We start from the raw sequence: 19,941 nt of genomic DNA, 5'->3' as shown, positions 1-19,941 counted from the left end.
CGCGCAGCGGCGGTCACGGGGCCGGCTCGGTGGGGTCAGGGCTCGGCGTCTGCCCCTCGGCGGGCGGTGGCGTCAGCGGGGCGACGGGCGACACCGGCGAGGCGTCCCCCGTCGTCGCCGTGTACGGCGCTCCGCCGGTGGCCGCGAGCGTGACCCCGACCCGGACGGACCGGACCCCGACGGGAGCGCTCGGTGGGGCTTCCCCCGCCTGCCAGGTGCTCGTCTCGTTCCCCGCGAGCGGAGCACTGCCGACACCGTCGGTGTACCAGCGCGCGGTGTACGAGACGACGCGGACCCCGTCCGAGACGGTGGGACCGTCCACCGGGAGGGGGTGCCCCTCGCGAGCCGCGGTCACGGTGCTCGAGGTGTCGAACGCGACGCCCGTCCCGCGCCAGGCGTCCGCGGTGCAGAAGGCGTCGCCGGGCGCGCCGCACGCCTGGAGCGTGAGTTCGGCCGGCGCGTTCCGGGCCCCGGTCCCCGGGACGCCGGTCCACCGTTGGCCCGGTCGCAGGTCGACGTCGGTCCCCCCGGTCTGCAGGCGGTAGTGGTCGACCTCGCCACCAGGGGCCGTGACCCGGAGGTCGGACTGCGTCGCGCTGCTCCCGGCGACGATCTCGAGCGTCGGGTCGGGTGTGCCGGCGGGGGTCTCGTAGGTCACGGCGTCGGCGTAGCCCACGTTGCAGAAGAGACCGTTGTCGGACACCACCGCGTACCGGGTGCCCCCGCCGCCGACACCGGCGTCCGTGGTGCCGGACTGGGTACCGACCGGCGTCTGACCGGCGAGGGCCGCGCAACTCGGGGTCGCTCCGACGCCGATCCGGTACACGCGGTAGGTCGGACCAGGACCACCGGCGCCGTCCGCCGCGGCCCAGGTGACCGTGACGATCGACTTCCCCCGGCTGTCGGGCACGTCCCCCGTGACGGCACGGACGTCCTGCGGCGCGCCGGGCCGGCCGACGGCGGTCCCGGTCGCCGTCGCGCTGTTCCACTGCACGACGGTGCCGTCACGACCGGCGTCGTTGCGGGCCGACACCGTGACCACGTAGGAGGCACCGCTCGTCGCCCCGGAGAACGACGTCGAGGTCGCCGTCCCCGTCCGTGTCGTCGCGGACAGGCCCGGTCCCGTGATGGTCACGAGGTGGTCGTCGACCGCGCTGCCACGCGAGGGGCGCGGAACGGCCTGCCACGACACGTCGACCTGGTCGGGGTTCGTCGGGTCCGGGACCACCGTGAGGCCGACCGGTGCCGCCGGGACGAAGTCCGCGCTCATCACCGCGGACTGCGGGGACGGGTCGGACCGGCCGACCGCGTTCTCGGCGACCACGCGGAACCGGTAGGAGGCCGTCGCGTCCAGGCCGGTGACGGTGCAGACCGTCGCGGTCCCGCAGTCCTGCGTGATCCCGTTCGTGCCGGTCACGCGGTAGCCCGTGATCGGTGCGTTGTTCGACCGCGGCGTCGCCCACGTGAGGGTGATCTGCCCGCCGGTCTCGGCACCGGTCCGTGTGGGGGTGCCCGGGGCGTCGGGGACGTCCTGCACCGAGATCGTGACGTCGCCCCAGACGGCACGCGCGTCGTCACCCGTGGCGTCCGTGACGCGGTACTGCAGGTGCGTGTCGGTCGTCGACGCGCCAGCGGCGACGGCGACGCGCAGGCGGCTCTTGTCGGCGCTCGGGCTCACCGAGACGCCTGCCGGGAGACCACCGGAGAGACCACGGATGTCGGTGACCCGCAGGGGCCGACCGGGGAACGGGTTCGTCTGACGGTCGTTCGCCAGCACGTCGACCGTGGTGGACTCGCCACGGCGGACGACGGCAGCGTCCGCTCCCGCCTGGACCAGCGGGCGCGTCGAGCCGACGACGTCGACGGCGATGCGCCCCGACCGCCCCTGGGCCGTCGAGTCCGCCACGCCGACGCCGATGACGGCGCGGCTGCCCGTCCTGGCGGAGTCACCGACGTCGATCGTCAGACGACGGCCGGAGACCGACGCCCGGGTGCCGTCGCCGGGCTGTTCGATGACCGTCCACCGGAGTTCGGACAGGTCCGCCGGGTAGGGGTAGTCCGTGAGCTTCGCGAGGTCGAGGACCCGACTGCTGCCCGGCTCCATCTCGATCGTCGTCCCGGTCAGCGCCGGCGGCTGGTTCGAGCGCGGGGTCACCGTGATCGGCAGCACGAGGGTCGCGACCCGGCCGGCGCCTCCGTTCGCATCGGAACCGTCGGTGACCTCGAACGAGATCGAGGCCTTGCCGAAGAACAGCTTCGACGAGGTGAACTGCAGCGTGGAGTCGTCGACGACGAGCGGGCTCCCGTCCGCGTGCGTCGCCTTCACCGCCCCGGGGTCCGTCACCGCAGCGGTCCCCCCGTTCGCCGTCACGACGTAGCGCGAGAGCGGGATCCGGACCGTCGACTCGCTCCGCACCGTGATCGCCGGAGCGGTCCGGTCGATCTGCGGCAGCGCGTCGTCGGAGCCCGGCACGTGGACGAAGCCGTACGACACCACGTCCGGGTGGTCGCGACGGGTCACCGAGAACGGGATCACCTGCGAGGACTCGGTCACACGGACGACGATGCGGTCGTCGCGGGTCACCGAAGGACCGTCACCGTAGCCCGGCAGCAACCCGACGCGGAGGTCGGCATCCGTGCCCTCGGCGAAGAACACGTTGCGCAGCACGGCGACCGTGACGGTCTGCCGCCCGAGGACGTCCTGCAGGTCGAGCACCGTGTCGTCGACCTCGGGACGCAGGGGCAGCGCGTCCTCGTCGACGGTCACCGTGAGGAAGGCGGTGCTCGTCGCTCCCTGTTCGTCGGTGACGGTGTACGACACGGCGAAGTCCCCACGGGACGCCGACGCCGGCGGTGTGACCCGGACGGTCTCCCCGCCGAGGACCTCCGCCCGGACGTCGGACGAGGTCGGTTCGGCCGACGTGACGGTGAGGTCACCGCCTTCCGGGTCGGAGTCGTTCTCGAGCACGCGCACCGTGACCGTGCCACCGGGACGGATCGTGACGGCGTCCGGTTCGGCCACCGGGCTGCCGGCCTGGTCGGCGCGCGGGGCGATCCCGACCCGGACGGTCCCGGTGGCACGGGCGCCGAGCGCGTCGACGACCGTGTAGGTGAACTCGTCGGTCCCGGCCGCGTAGTCGCCTGCCGCGTAGGTGAGGGAGTCACTCGTCACGTCGGCGACGGAACCCTTGGCGGGGTTCGACGCGACGCCGACGACCTGTACCGAGTCACCGTCCGGGTCGGTCCCGGTGAGGGGTACCGCCACGCGGACGGACTGTCCGGCGACGACCCGCGCGGTCACGGTCGGGGGCACCGGCGCGGCGTTCGTCACACGGTCGCGCTCGCGCACCGAGACGGACACGGTCGCATCCGCGGTCTGCCCGTCGGGACCGGCGATGCGGTAGGCGGCGGTGTACGTCCCCGGCGTGGTCGGCGCGAGGTAGCGCAGGTGGTCGCCCGAGACGAAGAGCAGTCCGCCGCCCCGCGGGACGCCCTGCACGAGGTCCGGCAGCAGCGACAACGCCTCACCCTCCGGCTGGCTGTCGTTGTCGAGGACGTCGATGTCCGTCACGGCCCCCACACGGACGGTCGCCGTGTCCGGTTGGGCCACCGGTGGCTGGATGCGGTCCGGTCTCGGGATCTCGACCACGGTGACGGTGCCGGTCGCGGTGGCGAGCCCGTTCGACACCGTGTACCCGAAGGAGACCGGCCCGTCGAGCGGGGCGGTGAGCGCCACCCGGATGACGTGCTGGTCGAGCACACTCGCCCGGACACCGGATGCTGACGGCGGCCCGTCCAGCCCGGTGACGAGCAGCACCCCGCCGGCGGGGTCGGAGTCCGTCGCCGTGACGTCGGTGTCCTTCGAGGAGAGCGTGGTGACGAACACCGTCTTCGGGGTGGTGACCGGGGCAGCGGAGGCGTCCGGTGGGGCCTGCACGGTGACGCGGATGACGCCGCTCGCGGTCTTCGTCCCGTCCGAGACGGTGTACTCCAGCTGCCAGTCCCCTGCGGACCGGGCCTCGACCCGGACCGTGCCGGCGTCGTAGCTCGGGGTCACCGTGAGTCCAGGGGTCGAGGAGACGCTCGTCAGGGTGACCGCACCGTTGCCACCGCGGACGTGCTCGAGCGGCTCCACCGTGAAGGCCTCGTCGGCGTAGCCGTCCACGGGGAAGGCGTCCGCCCGCAGCGGGACGTCCCCCTGGGCGGCGACGGCCACGGTCACCGAGCCCCGACCAGGCTCGCGACCGTCGCTCACCGTGATCTGCTGGACGCGGTCGCCCGTCTTCCCGCTGTCGTTGCGGTAGTCGAGCAGCCCGTCCGGTGTCGTCGAGGTGTGGTCGCCGTCGGACGGGGCTGCCGACGCGAGGTACACGGGGTCGCCGTCCGGGTCGATCCAGTCGCCGAGCACGTTGGTCGAGACGTGTCCGCCCTGCACGACGTCCGCCGTGGTGTCGCGGGCCTGACGCGGCGGGTCGTTCTCGGACTCCGGCCGGACCGTCACCCGGACCGTGGCGGTGGCCGACCCACCGTTCCCGTCCGTGATCGTGTACGGGAAGGACACGACACCGGTAGCGGTCGCCGGCAGGGCGATCTGCAGCTGCTGGCCGTTCGACACCACGGCCACCCGCGCCACGGGCTCGTCGACCGGGCCGAGCTCGTCGATGACGAGCGGGTCGCCGTTCGGGTCGTGGTCGTTCAGCAGCACCGGCAGCGTGGTCGTCCGCCCCGGGCGGGCTCCGAGGTCGTCGTCGACGGCGACGGGCGGCGCCTGGTCCTCCTCGACCTCGGCCTCGTCGTCGGAGGTCCGCTCCTGCTGCTGGTCGGCTTCGCGGTCGACGAGGTCGGCCCAGTTGTCGATGAGCTGGCCGCTGCGGTCGACCGCCCAGGACCGACCCGTCTCAGGGTCGTTCGCGACGACGGCCTCGCCGTTGTGGACGATCTGCAGCGCAGCGCCGCCGGGCATGCGGTCGAGTCGCTGGAGGGCGCGGCCGCTGCACGTGTCGACGGCCTGACCGCCGTTCCAGGCTCCGAAGGTGCACCGCCCGTCGAGCCACGGCCGGGCGGCGCGGCCGGACACGTCGAGCGTCGTCCCCGTCACGGCCCCGGACGTGGAGACGCGGACGAGTCCCGCCGATCCCGCGACCACGACCGTGTCACCGTCGGCGCTCGAGTGCTGCAGCGCCGGCGCCTGACCGACCCGGTCACCGAGCTCGACGTCCCGCCCGTCGACCGAGAGCACGCGGTCCGTCCGGTCGAGGACGGCGACGTGGTCGCCGATCGCCGCGACCTGGAAGTCGTGATCCCGGTCCATCCGGACCGTCCACCGCTGCCGCACCGAGGGCGAGTCGCCGAGGGACACGAGCGAGGCCGTCCCGGTCCGTGGCGAGTACACGCCCACGCGCTCCTCGGACGCGTCGAACACCGCGTCCGCGCCGAGCGTCAGGTCCGGTTCCGTCGATGCGTCGAACTCGTCGAGGTCGGCTGCGGGGGTCGTCCAGAGCCCGCCGGTCTCGCCGTTGCCCACGACTGCGGTCGCACCGGCGAAGAGCACGCGGGGGCTCCCGGGAGGCAGTGTGACCGCGTCCCCGAGGGTCGCGTCGGTGACGTCGACCCGGGCGACGGTGCCCTTCGTCTCGTCCACGCTGTAGACGGTCGAACCCCGTTGGAGGACCGACACGGCGTCCGACGAGGTCTCGACCGCCGTGTTCAGCTCGAGGATGCCCGGGTTCGCGCGGCCGATGGCGCCGTACTCCGCGGACGGGACCCAGACCGTGCCGTCGCCGAGGTCGACGCGCTGGGCGTGGTAGCCGTCGGAGAGGAGCGCGGTACCGGCGACGACCGCGCCCACGACGACCGCGACCGCAGTCGTCACGGTCGCCGAGCGTCGCCCACGGAGGAGCCGTCGGATCACGACGCCGCGCCGATCGTCGCACAGCGCTCGTCACTGCTGTCGCCGGTCCGACCGTCACGGTTCACCGCGACGCTGATGCACTGTTCGGCCCCTGGGCGTCCGGTGACCACGAAGGTCGTGCCGGACTGTTGACTGGTCGTCCCGTCGGCGGTCACGACGAACGTGTCGCCGGGCCGGAGGCCGGGGTCGGTCCACCGGAAGGTGACGGACGAGCCGCCCGCCGTCGCGCGGAGGTCGGTCACGACGGGCACGGCGTCGGCACCACCACGGGTGACCACGACCAGGGTCGTGACGGCCAGGGCGGCGATGACGACGGCCGAGGCGACGGAGGCCCAGAGGACGGCGCTGCGGGGGCCGCGGCGACCGCGGACGGCCGACGCGCTGCGGTGCACCGTCCCGACGCCGCTCGGAGCGGTCGCTGCCGCCCCGCCCCGGAGCGTCGCCGGGGTGCGCCGACGACGTCCGGTGCGGGTCGGGCTGCCGATGCCGCCGACGACGGTCCGCTCGCCCTCGCGCGCCGGACTCGAGACCGCCCATGCCTCGACGGCGACCTCGGCCGGGGTCTGCGGGAGGCTGAGTTCGGCCTCGACCTGCTGGAACCCCCGGACGAGGTCCATGACCGTCGTCGGGCGGTGCTGCGGGCGCCGTGACATGGCCGCCGCGAGCAGGCGCTCCAGCGTCGGCGGGACGTCCGGCCTGCCGGTGGCGCGGGGGCCGCCCTTGTCGATCCGCGCCATCAGCGCCGCAGCGCTGTTGTCGCCACCGGGCACCTCGAACGGGCTGCGTCCGGCGAGGAGCGAGGACACGGTCGCCGCGAGCGAGTAGACCTCGGACTGGATCGTCCCGCGGGACTCGTCGGCGAGGACCTCCGGCGCCGACCACGGGATCGACATGCCGATGGGCTCGTCCGGGTCTGCCTCGCCGAGGGTGGCGGCGATGCCGAAGTCGGACAGGACCGGGTTGCCGTACGCCGTGAGCAGGATGTTCGAGGGCTTGACGTCACGGTGCAGGACGCCCTCACGGTGGGCGGTCTCGAGCGCGGAACCGATGCGCACCCCCACTGAGAGCACCTGCGACACGGGCACGGGCTCACGCCGGTACCGCTCACTGAGGGACGCGGAGCACAACTCCATCACCAGGTACGGGCGACCGTCGGCGGCGACACTGGCCTGGAAGACCGTGAGGATCGAGGGGTGGGTGCTGAGGCGGGCCATGAGGTTGGCCTCGGCCTGGAACATCTGCCGGACCCGGTCGTCGACGACCTCGTCGAGCAGGACCTTGACGGCGACCTGGCGCCGTGGCATGTCCTGCTCGTAGAGGAACACGTCCGCGAAGCCCCCGGACCCGAGGACGTGCACCGGGCTGAACCCCGGGAGGACCGGAGGGGTCGACGGCAGCCTGCGCGCCATGGTCGCTCCTTCCCGTCAGAGTGGCGTGGACACGATACCGCAGTGGTATTCCAGTGCTGGTGGCCCGGAGGTGTCCGGTGCTCCGGTCACGGGGTCGGCGGTCATCGTCTCGGGAGCGTGTCCTCGACGTCGTCGGTCGACTCGGGGGCCTCGTCGACCTGCAGCACCACGACGGTCACGTTGTCCCGGCCGCCGGCGATGACCGCATCGCCGACCAGCCGTTCTGCCAGCTCCTGCGGGTCGTCCACCTTGGCGGCGATCCGCGAGATGCCGACGTCGCCGATCTCCTTGGTGAGGCCGTCGGAGCACACGACGTAGCGGTCCCCCGTGCGCAGCGGGATCGTCCACCAGTCCGGCTCCGGGGGTTCCCCGAACCCGACGGCTCGGGTGATGACGTTGCTGTCCGGGTGCGACTCGGCGTCCTCGGCGCGGAGGACACCGGCGTCGACCATCTCCTGGACGACCGAGTGGTCGATCGTCAGGCGCTTGAGCGGTCCCCCGGCTTCGCTGCGGTAGGTGCGTGAGTCCCCGACGTTGAACACGAGTGCGGCGGGCTGGCCCTGCCCGGCGACGAGCGCGACGCCGGTGACGGTCGTCCCTGCACCGATCGCGTTGCCGCCGGCCGCGCGCTCGATGTCCGCCGTCGCGAGGAGCAGCGCGCGCTGGATGGTCTGGCGCGAGGCGAACGGCTCCCGGGTCGAGTCGGCGAGTCGACGGACGACGGCGTCCGAGGCACGGTCGCCCGCCAGGTGCCCGCCCATGCCGTCCGCGACGACGAAGTAGGGGGCGTCGACGACGTAGCTGTCCTCGTTGTGGTCACGGCGTCGTCCGACGTCCGTCGCTGCTCCCCACGAGAGCGTGAGGGTCGCACCTCCGGCGTCGGGCAGGGCGATCGCGTGGGAGGAGGTTGCACGGCCGAGTTCGGTCACGGTTCAGGATCGCTCTCTGGGGGTGTGGGACGGACCGGTGGAAGACGGTGGGGACGGCCACGGTCCGGACGAGTCACGGCCGCCGGGAGGGACGGACCGCACGAACGGCGACAGCACCTCGATCGTGTTGCCGTCGCCGATGTCGACAACCGTACCGGTCAGCACGACCATCGAGGCACCCGCGGGCATCCGGTGCGGCGGAGCGCCGGGCGAGCGCACGACGGTTCCGTTCGTCGAGTGGAGGTCGTCGACGACCGCGGTGGCACCGGCCGCGTGGACCAGGAGGTGCGAGGAGGACACCAGGCCGGTCGGCGACGGCACCATGACCAGTTCCGGGACCGGACCGAGGGCGACCCGCGGTGGCGACGGGTGACGGCCGACGAGCACCGGGCGGTCGAGACGGAGGACCCGGCCAGCGATCCGGACGGACGGGACCGTGCGGGTCGGTGCCGACTCGTCGCTGCCGTGCCGCGGGTCGCGCGGCGGGGCACGGTCCGGAGCCGGGGCTCCGCTCGGTGCGGAGGCGCCGGACGGAGCCGGGACAGCGGGGACACCCGGCTGGACCGACGGTGTGGCGGGACGGTGAACAGGCCGCACGACGGTGTCCTCGATCGCCGTCGACGGGTCAGCCGCGGACCCGTCGACCGACGGCCGGACGGCAGCGGCGGTGGCCGCCACCGAGGGCCCGTCGTCCGGATCGTTCCCCAGCGCGTGGCGGCCGCGAGGACGGAGCACGGTGTCCTCGACCAGGTCGTCGTCGTGCACGTGCGGCTCCTTCCGTCGGCACCACCACCGTAGACGATGCGGTGCACCCGCTCTCACCTCCGCCACGCCGGGGGCCGGCGGGTCCGGCACATCCGGTCGACGAGCGTCGCGAGGGGGTCGTCGGCGCCGAGGTCGAGGGCGTACCGGGCGCGTGTCGCAGCACGGAGTTCCGAGCCGAGTGCCCAGGAGCACCAGGCGCCGAGAGCCAGGGCTCCGGCGACGCCCACGACCGTCTGTCCGGAACCGCCCGTCCGGCTCCAGGCGCGCCAGGCCTCCACGCACCGGTCCCCCGCGCGACGCACGCGGTCCGGGTCCGGAGCAGGGCCGCGTCCCAGGAGCGCCGCAGGCATCGGCTCGGTGAAGGGATCGACGCCGGTCAGGCCGGACGCATCGGCTGGCGACGGATCCGCGAGGAACCGGAGGAGCGCGATCCGGGTCGCGAGCGCACCGCAGGTCGTCGTCACGACGACAGCCGCGGCGGCGGAGAGCGGCGCGGGGCCGACGAGCGCACGGGCGCCGGCCCGGAGCGTGATCGCAGCCGCGATCTCGTGGCTGTGGCGGAGGAAGGGCGCTGCGGAGGTCGGAGTGGTGGTGTCCATGTCGACGAGCCTGGCGACGACGGGACCAGCGATCCGCTCCCACCGACACGCGGTGGACAACCGCCGTCAGTGCGAGCCCCTGTGGAGGAGGGCCGACCGTCAGACCGCGACCGGCTCCAGGCTCTCGGCGACGAGGTCCCACGAGTTGCCGACGCGCTCGACGACGACCCCGCTGCCTGCGACCCAGTCGGCCAGCTCCGGCATCGACGACACCGACGCACCCGTCCTGCCGAGCAGGGACACCAGGCGCCCCTTCGCCGTCTTGTTCCAGTGGTTCAACGCCTTCCGCCGACCGTCACCGGCGATGCTGACCACCCGCAGCGGGACTGCGCCGGGAACGGGCCCGAGCGCGCGGTACCCCTCGGACCGGAGGTCGAGGACCAATCCGTCGGCCCGCGCCGACAGCGCTGCTGCCGCCGGGACGGGCCAGTGCGACGCCAGACGGAGGCCGGGAAGCCGCGAATCGTGCGACAGCCGGTACGCCGGCACCATGTCACCGGCACCGATCGGGCCGAACATCGCCGACTGGACGACGACGTGTCGGTCCCACCATGCCCGCGTCGCCGCATCCGCACCGAGCGCGTCCAACGGGTCGTAGAGCACACCCGTGTACCGCTCGATCGCTGGCATCGACGGGCTGGTGTCGAGCTCCAGGTTCCGCAACCGCTCGGTGACGGACTTCGGTCCGAGCTTCAACGCCGTCCGGGCAGAGGACTCCTCGGAACTGACGGAGCGGGCCGCGGTGATCACCGCGGCCCGCTCTGTGGCCAGTTCCGGGAAGGAGAGCGCCCCGAGGTCGAGGGGGCGCTCCGTGTCCCCGCCCTCCCGCTTCGTCTCCGACGGCGGGAGGAGGACGGTCAGTCCGGTCAGGACGCGAGCGCGGCCTGCCGCGCCACGATCGTGACCGTGTCGTGCTCGACGGAGAGGAAGCCGTCCTCCGCGTCGACCGCGACGGTCGAGCCGTCCGCCCGCGTGATGCGGACCTGACCCTGCGCGAGGGTCGCGAGCATCGGCTCGTGCCCCGCGAGGATGCCGATCTGGCCCTCCGTCGTGCGTGCGACGACCATGGTGGTGTCGCCCGACCAGACCTCGCGGTCGGCCGAGACGACACTCACGGTGAGACCCGCCATCTCAGCGGTTCTCCTTCTGGATCTGTGCCCACTTCTCTTCGACGTCGTTGATGCCACCGACGTTGAAGAACGCCTGCGTCGCAACGTGGTCGAACTGGCCGTCCGCGATGGCGCGGAAGGACTCGATGGTGTCCTTCAGCGGGACGGTCGAACCCTCGACGCCCGTGAACTTCTTCGCCATGTACGTGTTCTGCGAGAGGAACTGCTGGATCCGGCGAGCACGCTCGACGGTGATCTTGTCCTCTTCGGAGAGCTCGTCCACACCGAGGATCGCGATGATCTCCTGCAGTTCCTTGTTCTTCTGCAGGATCGCCTTGACGCGGGTGGCGGTCTCGTAGTGGTCGGCACCCAGGTACCGGGGGTCCATGATCCGCGAGGTCGACGTCAGCGGGTCGATCGCCGGGTACAGACCCTGCGACGCGATCTCACGCGACAGCTCGGTCGTGGCGTCGAGGTGCGCGAACGTCGTCGCCGGTGCCGGGTCGGTGTAGTCGTCGGCCGGCACGTAGATCGCCTGCAGCGAGGTGATCGAGTGACCACGCGTCGAGGTGATGCGCTCCTGGAGCACACCCATCTCGTCGGCGAGGTTCGGCTGGTAACCCACCGCGGACGGCATACGACCGAGCAGCGTCGAGACCTCGGAACCGGCCTGCGTGAAGCGGAAGATGTTGTCGATGAAGAGCAGGACGTCCTGCTTCTGCACGTCGCGGAAGTACTCCGCCATCGTCAGCGCCGACAGGGCCACGCGGAGGCGCGTTCCCGGCGGCTCGTCCATCTGGCCGAACACGAGGGCCGTCTTGTCGAAGACCCCCGCCTCTTCCATCTCACCGATGAGGTCGTTGCCCTCACGGGTGCGCTCACCGACACCGGCGAACACCGAGACACCACCGTGGTCCTGCGCCACGCGCTGGATCATCTCCTGGATGAGGACGGTCTTGCCGACGCCCGCACCACCGAAGAGGCCGATCTTGCCACCCTGCACGTAGGGGGTGAGGAGGTCGATCGACTTGATGCCGGTCTCGAACATCGTGGTCTTGGACTCGAGCTGGTCGAAGGCCGGGGCGTTGCGGTGGATCGGCCAGCGCTCGGTGATCTCGAGCTTCTCGTCCGTGTTGAGCACGTTGCCGAGGACGTCGAAGACCTTGCCCTTGGTGACGTCACCGACGGGCACCGAGATCGGGGCGCCGGAGTCGCGGACTTCCTGGCCGCGGACGAGACCGTCGGTCGGCTTCAGCGAGATCGCACGGACGAGGTCGTCGCCGAGGTGCTGCGCGACCTCGAGACCGATCTCCTGCGACGAGTCACCGATGGTGATCGTCGTGAACAGGAGGTTGTACATCTCGGGGATGGCGTCGTGCGGGAACTCGATGTCGACGACGGGACCCGTGACACGGGCGATCCGGCCGACACCGGGCGCCGACGACGTCTCGACCGCGGTGGTGGCGGTGTCGGTCATGGCTGGTGCCTTCCTGAGGGTGGGTTCTGTCCGCGAGCTGCGCGGACCACTACTTCTTCTTCGACGAGAGTGCGTCGGCGCCGCCGACGATCTCGGAGATCTGCTGCGTGATCTCGGCCTGACGCGCGTTGTTGGCGAGTCGGGTGAAGTCGCGGATCAGCGAATCGGCGTTGTCGCTCGCCGACTTCATCGCCTTCTGGCGGGCGGCGTGCTCGGAGGCAGCCGACTGCAGCATGGCGTTGAAGATGCGGCTCTCGATGTAGACCGGGAGCAGGGCGTCGAGGACTGCGTCGGCGTCCGGCTCGAACTCGTACAGCGGGAGGGGCTCGTCGTTCGACGGGGCCTCGACCCCGTCGACGACCTCCAGCGGGAGCAGCCGGACGACCTGCGGCTCCTGCGTGGCGAGGCTGAGGAAGCGGTTGAACACGATGTGGATCTCGTCCACGCCGCCCTCAGCCGTGTCCTGGAGGAACTTCGACACGACCGCGTCGCCGATCTCCTTGGCCGTCGAGAACTCCGGCTGGTCGGTGTTCCCGACCCACTGGCGCTCGGACGGACGCTCACGGAACGCGAAGTACCCGACGGACTTACGCCCGACCAGGTAGAAGACGACGTCCTTGCCCTCGCTGCGGAGCAGGGAGGCGAGCTCCTCGCCCTGCTTGAGGACGTTCGTGCTGAACGCGCCGTTCAGGCCCCGGTCCGACGTGAACAGCACCACGGCTGCGCGGGTCGAGGTCGCCGGCTCGGTGGTCAGGACGTGGTCGACGTTCGAGAACGTCGCCACGGCCGAAACCGCCCGCGTCACGGCCCGTGAGTACGGGCCGGACGCGGCCATGCGGGCCTGTGCCTTTTGGATCCGCGACGCCGAGATCAACTCCATCGCGCGGGTGACCTTCTTGGTGGTCTTCGCCGACTTGATTCGCTGTCGGTAGACCCGGACCTGTGCCGCCATCTAGCGACGACCCTTGACGATCTGCTCCTGGTCGACGTCGTCGGCCGAAGCGGACTCGACCTGCTCGGAGCCCAGGGTCTTGCCGTCGCTGGTCTGGAAGCCCTTGGTGAAGGCGTCGATCTCGCGCTCCATGGCGGCGACGGTCTCGTCGCTGAGCTGGTTCGTCTCACGCAGGGTGGTGAGCACGTCCGAGTTGCGGCGCAGGTGCTCGAGCAGCTCGCCCTCGAAGCGCAGCACGTCGGAGACGGGGACCTCGTCGAGCTTGCCGTTGGTGCCGGCCCAGATCGACACGACCTGCTCCTCCACCGGGTACGGCGAGTACTGCGGCTGCTTGAGCAGCTCGGTCAGGCGCGCACCGCGGTCGAGCTGACGACGCGACGCCTGGTCGAGGTCGGACGCGAACATCGCGAACGCCTCGAGCGAGCGGTACTGCGCCAGCTCGAGCTTCAGCGTGCCGGACACCTTCTTGATCGACTTCACCTGGGCGTCACCACCGACGCGGGACACCGAGATGCCCACGTCGACGGCCGGACGCTGGTTCGCGTTGAACAGGTCCGACTGCAGGAAGATCTGGCCGTCGGTGATCGAGATGACGTTGGTCGGGATGTACGCCGAGACGTCGTTCGCCTTCGTCTCGATGATCGGGAGGCCCGTCATCGAACCGGCGCCGAGCTCGTCGGACAGCTTCGCGCAACGCTCCAGCAGACGGGAGTGCAGGTAGAAGACGTCACCCGGGTAGGCCTCGCGTCCCGGCGGACGGCGGAGGAGGAGGGACACGGCTCGGTACGCCTCGGCCTGCTTGGACAGGTCATCGAAGATGATGAGGACGTGCTTGCCCTGGTACATCCAGTGCTGGCCGATGGCCGAACCGGTGTACGGGGCGAGGTACTTGAAGCCGGCCGGGTCGGAGGCCGGCGCGGCGACGATGGTCGTGTACTCCATCGCGCCGGCGTCCTCGAGCGCACCCTTGACGGACGCGATCGTCGAGCCCTTCTGGCCGATCGCGACGTAGATGCAGCGGACCTGCTTGTCGACGTCGCCCGACTCCCAGTTGGCCTTCTGGTTGATGATCGTGTCGATCGCGATGGCCGTCTTGCCGGTCTGGCGGTCGCCGATGATCAGCTGACGCTGACCGCGGCCGACGGGGATCATCGCGTCGATGGCCTTGATGCCGGTCTGGAGCGGCTCGTGCACCGACTTGCGGGACATGACGCCGGGAGCCTGCAGTTCGAGGGCGCGACGGCCTTCCGCGGCGATCTCGCCGAGACCGTCGATCGGGGCGCCGAGCGGGTCGACCACGCGACCGAGGAAGGCGTCGCCGACCGGAGCCGAGAGGACCTCGCCGGTGCGGGTGACCTCCATGCCCTCCTCGACGCCGCCGAACTCGCCGAGCACGATGGCGCCGATCTCGTCCTCGTCCAGGTTCTGCGCCAGGCCGAGCGTGCCGTCCGCGAAGCGGATGAGCTCGTTGGCCATGACGCCGGGGAGGCCTTCGACGTGGGCGATTCCGTCACCGGCGTCGGTGACGTGCCCGACCTCGGCCGTGGAGGCCTTCGTCGGCTCGTAGTTCGAGACGAAGTCCTTCAGGGCATCACGGATCTCATCGGGGCTGATGGTGATGTCTGCCATGGGATTTTCCTTGTGGTTTTCCGGGGCCCTTCGGCTCCGAGAGGGTGATGCTGCCGCGAGCGACAGTTCCCGTTGTGGACTTGGGTGGGGCGTCTTCGACCGTACGCTCAGCGCGCGAGCTGGAGACGGAGGTCGGCGAGCCGGGACGAGACGGTGCCGTCGATGACGTCGCCGCCGACCTGCACCCGGACCCCGCCGAGGACGGTGGGGTCGACGACCTGGTTGACGCTGATGTCCCGGCCGTACCGCTCGCCGATGCCGCGGGCGACGCGAGCCGCCTGCTCGTCGGACAGCGGGGCCGCCGTGATGACCGTGGCGACGAGCTTGTCCGCCTGGTCGGCGACGATCCGCGAGGCGTCACGGACGATCTCACCGATGCGGCGGCCGCGGGGCTGCTGCACGAGGTTCGACACGATCGTGATCGTCTGCACCGAGACCTTGCCGCCCAGGAGACGCTCGGCGAGCGAGCCCTTCTGGTCGGGGCTGCCGAGCTTGGTCCCGAGCGCGAGCTCGAGTGCGGCATCCGAGCGGACCGCGGTCTCGAAGGCGAACAGCTCGGCCTCGATCGAGGTCGACTGGTCCGCCGTCGCTGCCACGGCCCGGACGGCCGCGTCCTCGATGCCGGCGAGCAGGTCCCCCTGGGAGGACCAGCGCGACCCGGCCACCGCGCTCAGGACGGCGCGCGAGGCGTCGCTCTGACCGGCGAAGACACGGTCGATGAGGACCTTCTTGCCGGCGGTGTCGGCGGTCGGGTCGGCGAGCAGGTTGAGCAACTGCGGCGCACGGGCGATCGCACGCCCTGCGGCGAAGATCTCCGTCCCGACCGCGAGGTCGACGGCGCCGCCGAGGTCTGCGACGGCCGCCCGGGTGGACGACATCGCTTCGCGGGTGGCGCTACGCATGCTCAGTGCTCCGTTCCGGCAGCCGTCTGGGCGCCCTTCGACGACTCGAGGTCGGCGAGGAAGCGGTCGACGACGGCGGTCGCCTTGGCGTCGTCCTGGAGGGACTCGCCGATGACACCCGACGCGAGGTCGAGTGCGAGCGTTCCGACCTCGGTGCGGAGCGACTGGAGCGCGCTCTGGCGCTCGGCCTCGATCTGCGCCTGGGCGTTCGCGGTGATGCGTGCGGCATCGGCTGCGGCCTGCTCACGGACCTCGTTGCCGATCGCGGTCGCGTCGGCGCGGGCCTGCTCACGGATGCGCGATGCCTCGGCACGCGCGTCCGCCAGCTGCTTGTTGTACTCGTCGAGCGCAGCAGCGGCCTGTTGCTGGGCGGCTTCGGCCTTCTTGATGCCGCCCTCGATGGCCTCGGTGCGCTCATCGAGCATCTTCGTGATCCGCGGCGTGACGACACGCCACATGACCAGGAAGATGATGACGAAGGCGACCGCTGACCACACGATGTCGTAGATCTCTGGGATCAGCGGATTGTGGGTTTCCTCCGCCGCCAGGATGAGTGCAGTCTGCATCGAGAAGCCTTACGCAGTGAAGATGAAGTACGTCGCGATGCCGATGAAGGCCAGGGCCTCCGTGAAGGCGATACCGATGTACATGAGGGTGGTCAGGCGGCCCTGGAGCTCGGGCTGGCGAGCGACGGACTCGATCGTCTTGCCGACGACGATGCCGACGCCGATGGCCGGGCCGATCGCAGCGAGGCCGTAGCCAACCGTCGCGATGTTGCCGTTGATCTCCGCGAGAACGGTCGTTGCGTCCACGTGTTTTCCTTTCGAGGTGCGGGCCCGGCGGTCGCCGGCCCCGTAGGGGGTCAGAAGGGTGTCAGTGCTCGTCAGCCAGCGCGAGCTGGATGTAGACGGCCGTCAGCAGCATGAAGACGTACGCCTGGAGCAACCCGACGAGGACTTCGAAGAAGCTGAAGGCGATGCCGAACGCGAGCGTCCCGACACCGAACAACTTGAACAGGCTCTCGGCATCGAAGAAGAAGAACCAGGTTGCCGAGAAGAACAGCACCAGGAGCAGGTGCCCGACGACCATGTTCATGAGGAGTCGCAGCGTCAGGGTGACCGGACGCAGGACGAAGGTCGAGACGAGCTCGATCGGCGTCACGATGATGTAGAGGAACCACGGCACCCCGGGCGGGAAGAGCGAGTTCCGGAGGAACGTGCCCGGGTGCTTGCGCAGCCCCGCGTAGATGAAGGCGACGTAGGCGACGATGGCCAGGATCATCGGCATCGCGATGCGGCTCGTGCCGGCGATGTTCATGAACGGGATGAGACCCGTGAGGTTCATGAACAGGACGCCGAAGAAGATCGTCGCGAGGAGCGGCAGGAAGCGCTTGCCGTCCTTCTCACCCAGGTTGTCGAAGGTGTTCCGACGGACGACGTCGAAGGCGTACTCGATGAAGGCCTGTCCACGGTTGGGGACCAGCTTGAGCGCGCGGGTTCCGGCGAACGCGAAGACGAGGAGCACGGCCACCGCGAAGAAGCGGATGAGGACGATGCGGTCCATCTCGAACGCAGTACCGGCGAAGAAGATCGGGTCCGGGAAGAACTCGTTGATCGACGGACCATGGAACTCGGCGGCCTTGCTGCTCCCCGCCGCGACGGGGTTACCCGCAGCGATGAGGGACAGGGGAAGAGCGTGGGATAGCAGCGCTGTCTCCTGTGTCGGGGCGCGCACGCATGGCACGCGGAGGTGGACTGAAGTGGAGGCTTGCCCGTCCGAGCTCAAGCTCCGGCAGCGGGCTCCAGAAGCCTATCAGGTGTGTGCGGCTTCTCGGGCTCTCAGGCAGCCGGGTCGCGATCCTCAGCGTCCGTTCGGTCTCCGGGCAGGGACACACCGATCGGGACCCGCGACCTCGCGATGACCGTGACGTCGATCACGAGCGAGCCGATGACGCCGACGATGATCGCGACGGCGAGCACCGGGGTGCTCACCCAGTCCCGGTCCTTGAGCGCGACGAGCACGACGATGAACAGCACGAACTTCACGAGGAACGTGCCCATGATCGTGCCGAAGAAGGCACCCGAGACCATCTGTCCACCGGAGAACCGGATCGCCAGCAGGACGCTCACCGCGGTCAACCCGCAGAACACGACGCTCATCACCGCGCCGATGAGCCCCCCGGTCAGTCCGGGGCCGCCGTCGACGAACCAGCCGACGACGCCGCCGACGAGGGCGAGTGCGGCCGCCAGGCCCGCGCCCTGCACGAGGATGCGGCGGAACACCGGCCGGACGTGGTCGAGCGCGTTCGGTGCGGTCACGATGGGTCTCCAGAGGTCGAGCGGGGCCGGGGGCTGGTGTGCGGGTCCCGGACGGCGGCTGCGCGGTCGAGCGGGTCGTGGCTCGCGTCGAAGGGCGCACCCGGCGACGCGGTGGTCTGCGCGGCGATCTCGACCCGTTTCCGACCGAGCGGTGCGAACGTGACGATGGCGCACACCGTGAAGCCGACGGCGACGAACGCCGCGACCCACCACCAGTTGACGAACAGGAAGAGCAGGCACCCGAACGCGACGACCGCGGTCCAGGCGTAGAAGATGAGCACCGCGTGGAAGTGCGAGTGTCCCATGTCGAGCAGGCGGTGGTGCAGGTGCTTCCGGTCCGCCGAGAACGGGGACTTCCCCGCGCCGACCCGTCGGATCACGGCCAGGCCGAAGTCGAGGATCGGCACGACCAGGATGGCGAAGGGCAGCAGGATCGGGATGAAGGCCGGCAGGAGGTCGGTGCGGGTCCGGACCGCGGCGGGGTCGATGTTGCCCGTGATCGACACCGCACTGGTCGCCATGAGGAACCCGACGAGCAACGCACCGGCATCACCCATGAAGAGCTTCGCCGGATGCCAGTTGAGGACGAGGAAGCCCGCGCAGGCCCCGACGAGCACGGCGGTGAGCAGTGACGGGAGGTTGAAGAAGAACTCGGTCTCCACCACCACGCGGTTGATGAAGAACGTGTAGAGGAAGAACACGCCGCCGGCGATGATCGCCACCCCGGCCACCAGCCCGTCGAGTCCGTCGATGAAGTTGACGGCGTTCATGACGAGCACGACCGCGAGCACGGTGAAGATGAGGCTCATGTACGACGAACCGACGCCGAGCGTGTTGCCGATGGGCAACGAGACGATCGCGACGCCCTGCCACGCCAGGATCCCCGCCGCGATGATCTGTCCGGCGAGCTTCGTCATCCAGTCGAGGTCCCAGATGTCGTCCGCCACGCCGAGCACCACGATGATCGTCGCGCCAGCCAGGACCGCGATCACCCGGCCGGGTTCGGCGAACACGAGCCGGAAGTAGTCCTGGCCCGCGATGACCGGGAACAGGAACCACGCGCACAGCAGCGAGACGATGACGCCGAGGAACATCGCGATGCCCCCCAGCCGCGGCGTCGGCGTGCGGTGCACGTCCCGTTCGCGGACCTTCGGGTACCACCTGTACCGGATCCCGAGCTTCCAGACGAGCCAGCTGACGAGGAAGCTCACGACCGCCGAGATGACCCCCGCGAGCAGGTAGAACTTCACAGGACGAGGTCGTCCCCGACGACCCGCCGGATCTCGTCGTCCGGGATCACGCCGTGGCGGACGATGCGCAAGCCCTCCCCCGCGGCCAGGCCCGTCGCGTCCACGATCGTCGAGCCCGTCGACGCGGCGGCACCGTCGTGCGGCGCCAGCGCTCCGCCGTCGAGGTAGACGGCGACGCTGTCGCCGAGCATCCGCTCGGCGTCGTCCACGTCCATCGCCGCCGGGTCCCCGGTCGAGTTGGCCGACGAGACCGCCAACGGACCGACCTCGCGCAGGAGTTCCAGCGCGATGCGGGAGTCCGGCATCCGGAGCGCGACGGTCCCCCGCGTCTCACCGAGGTCCCAGTCGAGCGACGGCTGCGCACGGAGGATCACCGTGAGGCCGCCGGGCCAGAACTCCTCGACGAGCCGACGGACCGGCTCCGGGACCTCGCTCGCGAGGGCGTCGAGGGTGGCCACACCCGGGATGAGCACGGGCGGCGGGGACTGCCGCGTCCGACCCTTCGCGTCGAGCAGGCGCTGCACGGCCGACGCGCTGAACGCGTCCGCCGCGACGCCGTACACCGTGTCGGTGGGCACGACGACGAGTTCGCCCCGACCGAGGGCGGTCCGTGCGAGCCGCATGCCGGTCAGGAGCCCGTCGGGGTCGGAACAGTCGTATCGGGAAGCCATGACCTGCACGATGATAGTGC

The 19,941-nt window shown here is 70.9% G+C and carries 17 protein-coding genes; all 17 read right to left on the bottom strand.

Going from position 1 to position 19,941, the window contains the following annotated elements:
* Positions 1-13: 13 nt before the first annotated feature.
* Positions 14-5,872 (bottom strand): Ig-like domain-containing protein, encoded by a 5,859-nt coding sequence (locus DEI83_RS09265; RefSeq protein ID WP_146243281.1) that lies wholly within the window; start codon positions 5,870-5,872, stop codon positions 14-16.
* Between the two features lie 35 nt (positions 5,873-5,907).
* Positions 5,908-7,320: a serine/threonine-protein kinase gene (locus DEI83_RS09260; protein ID WP_111081664.1), complete on the bottom strand. Its 1,413-nt coding sequence runs from the start codon at positions 7,318-7,320 to the stop codon at positions 5,908-5,910.
* A 101-nt stretch (positions 7,321-7,421) separates the two neighbouring features.
* A complete protein-coding gene (locus DEI83_RS09255) occupies positions 7,422-8,249 on the bottom strand; it encodes a PP2C family serine/threonine-protein phosphatase (protein WP_111081663.1) in 828 nt (275 codons plus the stop codon).
* 3 nt (positions 8,250-8,252) lie between these two features.
* Positions 8,253-9,014, bottom strand: coding sequence for a hypothetical protein (locus DEI83_RS09250; RefSeq protein WP_111081662.1), 762 nt, complete (start codon positions 9,012-9,014; stop codon positions 8,253-8,255).
* 53 nt (positions 9,015-9,067) lie between these two features.
* On the bottom strand, positions 9,068-9,613 hold the full coding sequence (locus DEI83_RS09245) for a hypothetical protein (protein ID WP_111081661.1): 546 nt from the start codon (positions 9,611-9,613) through the stop codon (positions 9,068-9,070).
* A 99-nt stretch (positions 9,614-9,712) separates the two neighbouring features.
* Positions 9,713-10,474, bottom strand: coding sequence for a YaaA family protein (locus DEI83_RS09240; protein WP_111081660.1), 762 nt, complete (start codon positions 10,472-10,474; stop codon positions 9,713-9,715).
* A 5-nt stretch (positions 10,475-10,479) separates the two neighbouring features.
* The gene (locus tag DEI83_RS09235; RefSeq protein ID WP_110825108.1) at positions 10,480-10,743 is read right to left on the bottom strand and encodes a F0F1 ATP synthase subunit epsilon; all 264 of its coding nucleotides are present in this window, start codon (positions 10,741-10,743) and stop codon (positions 10,480-10,482) included.
* Position 10,744: 1 nt separating this feature from the next.
* Positions 10,745-12,199: a F0F1 ATP synthase subunit beta gene (gene atpD, locus DEI83_RS09230; RefSeq protein WP_111081659.1), complete on the bottom strand. Its 1,455-nt coding sequence runs from the start codon at positions 12,197-12,199 to the stop codon at positions 10,745-10,747.
* A gap of 49 nt (positions 12,200-12,248) precedes the next feature.
* The gene (locus DEI83_RS09225; protein WP_110825110.1) at positions 12,249-13,151 is read right to left on the bottom strand and encodes a F0F1 ATP synthase subunit gamma; all 903 of its coding nucleotides are present in this window, start codon (positions 13,149-13,151) and stop codon (positions 12,249-12,251) included.
* Positions 13,152-14,780: a F0F1 ATP synthase subunit alpha gene (gene atpA / locus DEI83_RS09220; protein WP_111081658.1), complete on the bottom strand. Its 1,629-nt coding sequence runs from the start codon at positions 14,778-14,780 to the stop codon at positions 13,152-13,154.
* Between the two features lie 107 nt (positions 14,781-14,887).
* Positions 14,888-15,682 carry a F0F1 ATP synthase subunit delta gene (locus tag DEI83_RS09215; protein WP_111081657.1) on the bottom strand — a complete coding sequence of 265 codons (795 nt, stop codon included), beginning with the start codon at positions 15,680-15,682 and terminating at the stop codon, positions 14,888-14,890.
* Between the two features lie 2 nt (positions 15,683-15,684).
* Positions 15,685-16,248, bottom strand: coding sequence for a F0F1 ATP synthase subunit B (locus DEI83_RS09210; RefSeq protein ID WP_111081656.1), 564 nt, complete (start codon positions 16,246-16,248; stop codon positions 15,685-15,687).
* 9 nt (positions 16,249-16,257) lie between these two features.
* Entirely contained in the window at positions 16,258-16,494 is a 237-nt protein-coding gene (atpE, locus tag DEI83_RS09205; RefSeq protein WP_058729232.1) for an ATP synthase F0 subunit C, read from the bottom strand.
* 61 nt (positions 16,495-16,555) lie between these two features.
* Positions 16,556-17,416, bottom strand: a complete 861-nt coding sequence (gene atpB, locus DEI83_RS09200) for a F0F1 ATP synthase subunit A (protein WP_258371140.1) — start codon at positions 17,414-17,416, stop codon at positions 16,556-16,558.
* Between the two features lie 104 nt (positions 17,417-17,520).
* Positions 17,521-18,000: a hypothetical protein gene (locus tag DEI83_RS09195; protein WP_111081655.1), complete on the bottom strand. Its 480-nt coding sequence runs from the start codon at positions 17,998-18,000 to the stop codon at positions 17,521-17,523.
* Entirely contained in the window at positions 17,997-19,250 is a 1,254-nt protein-coding gene (locus tag DEI83_RS09190) for an MraY family glycosyltransferase (RefSeq protein WP_111081654.1), read from the bottom strand. The genes DEI83_RS09195 and DEI83_RS09190 overlap by 4 nt, the downstream gene beginning before the upstream one ends.
* Positions 19,247-19,921, bottom strand: a complete 675-nt coding sequence (locus DEI83_RS09185) for an L-threonylcarbamoyladenylate synthase (RefSeq protein WP_111081704.1) — start codon at positions 19,919-19,921, stop codon at positions 19,247-19,249. The genes DEI83_RS09190 and DEI83_RS09185 overlap by 4 nt, the downstream gene beginning before the upstream one ends.
* Between the last annotated feature and the right edge of the window lie 20 nt (positions 19,922-19,941).

Origin of the sequence: Curtobacterium sp. MCBD17_021 (assembly GCF_003234525.1) — a bacterium.
Lineage (GTDB): Bacteria > Actinomycetota > Actinomycetes > Actinomycetales > Microbacteriaceae > Curtobacterium.
Note: the sequence above shows the minus strand (reverse complement) of the source record. Positions and strands in the feature narration are given on the sequence as shown.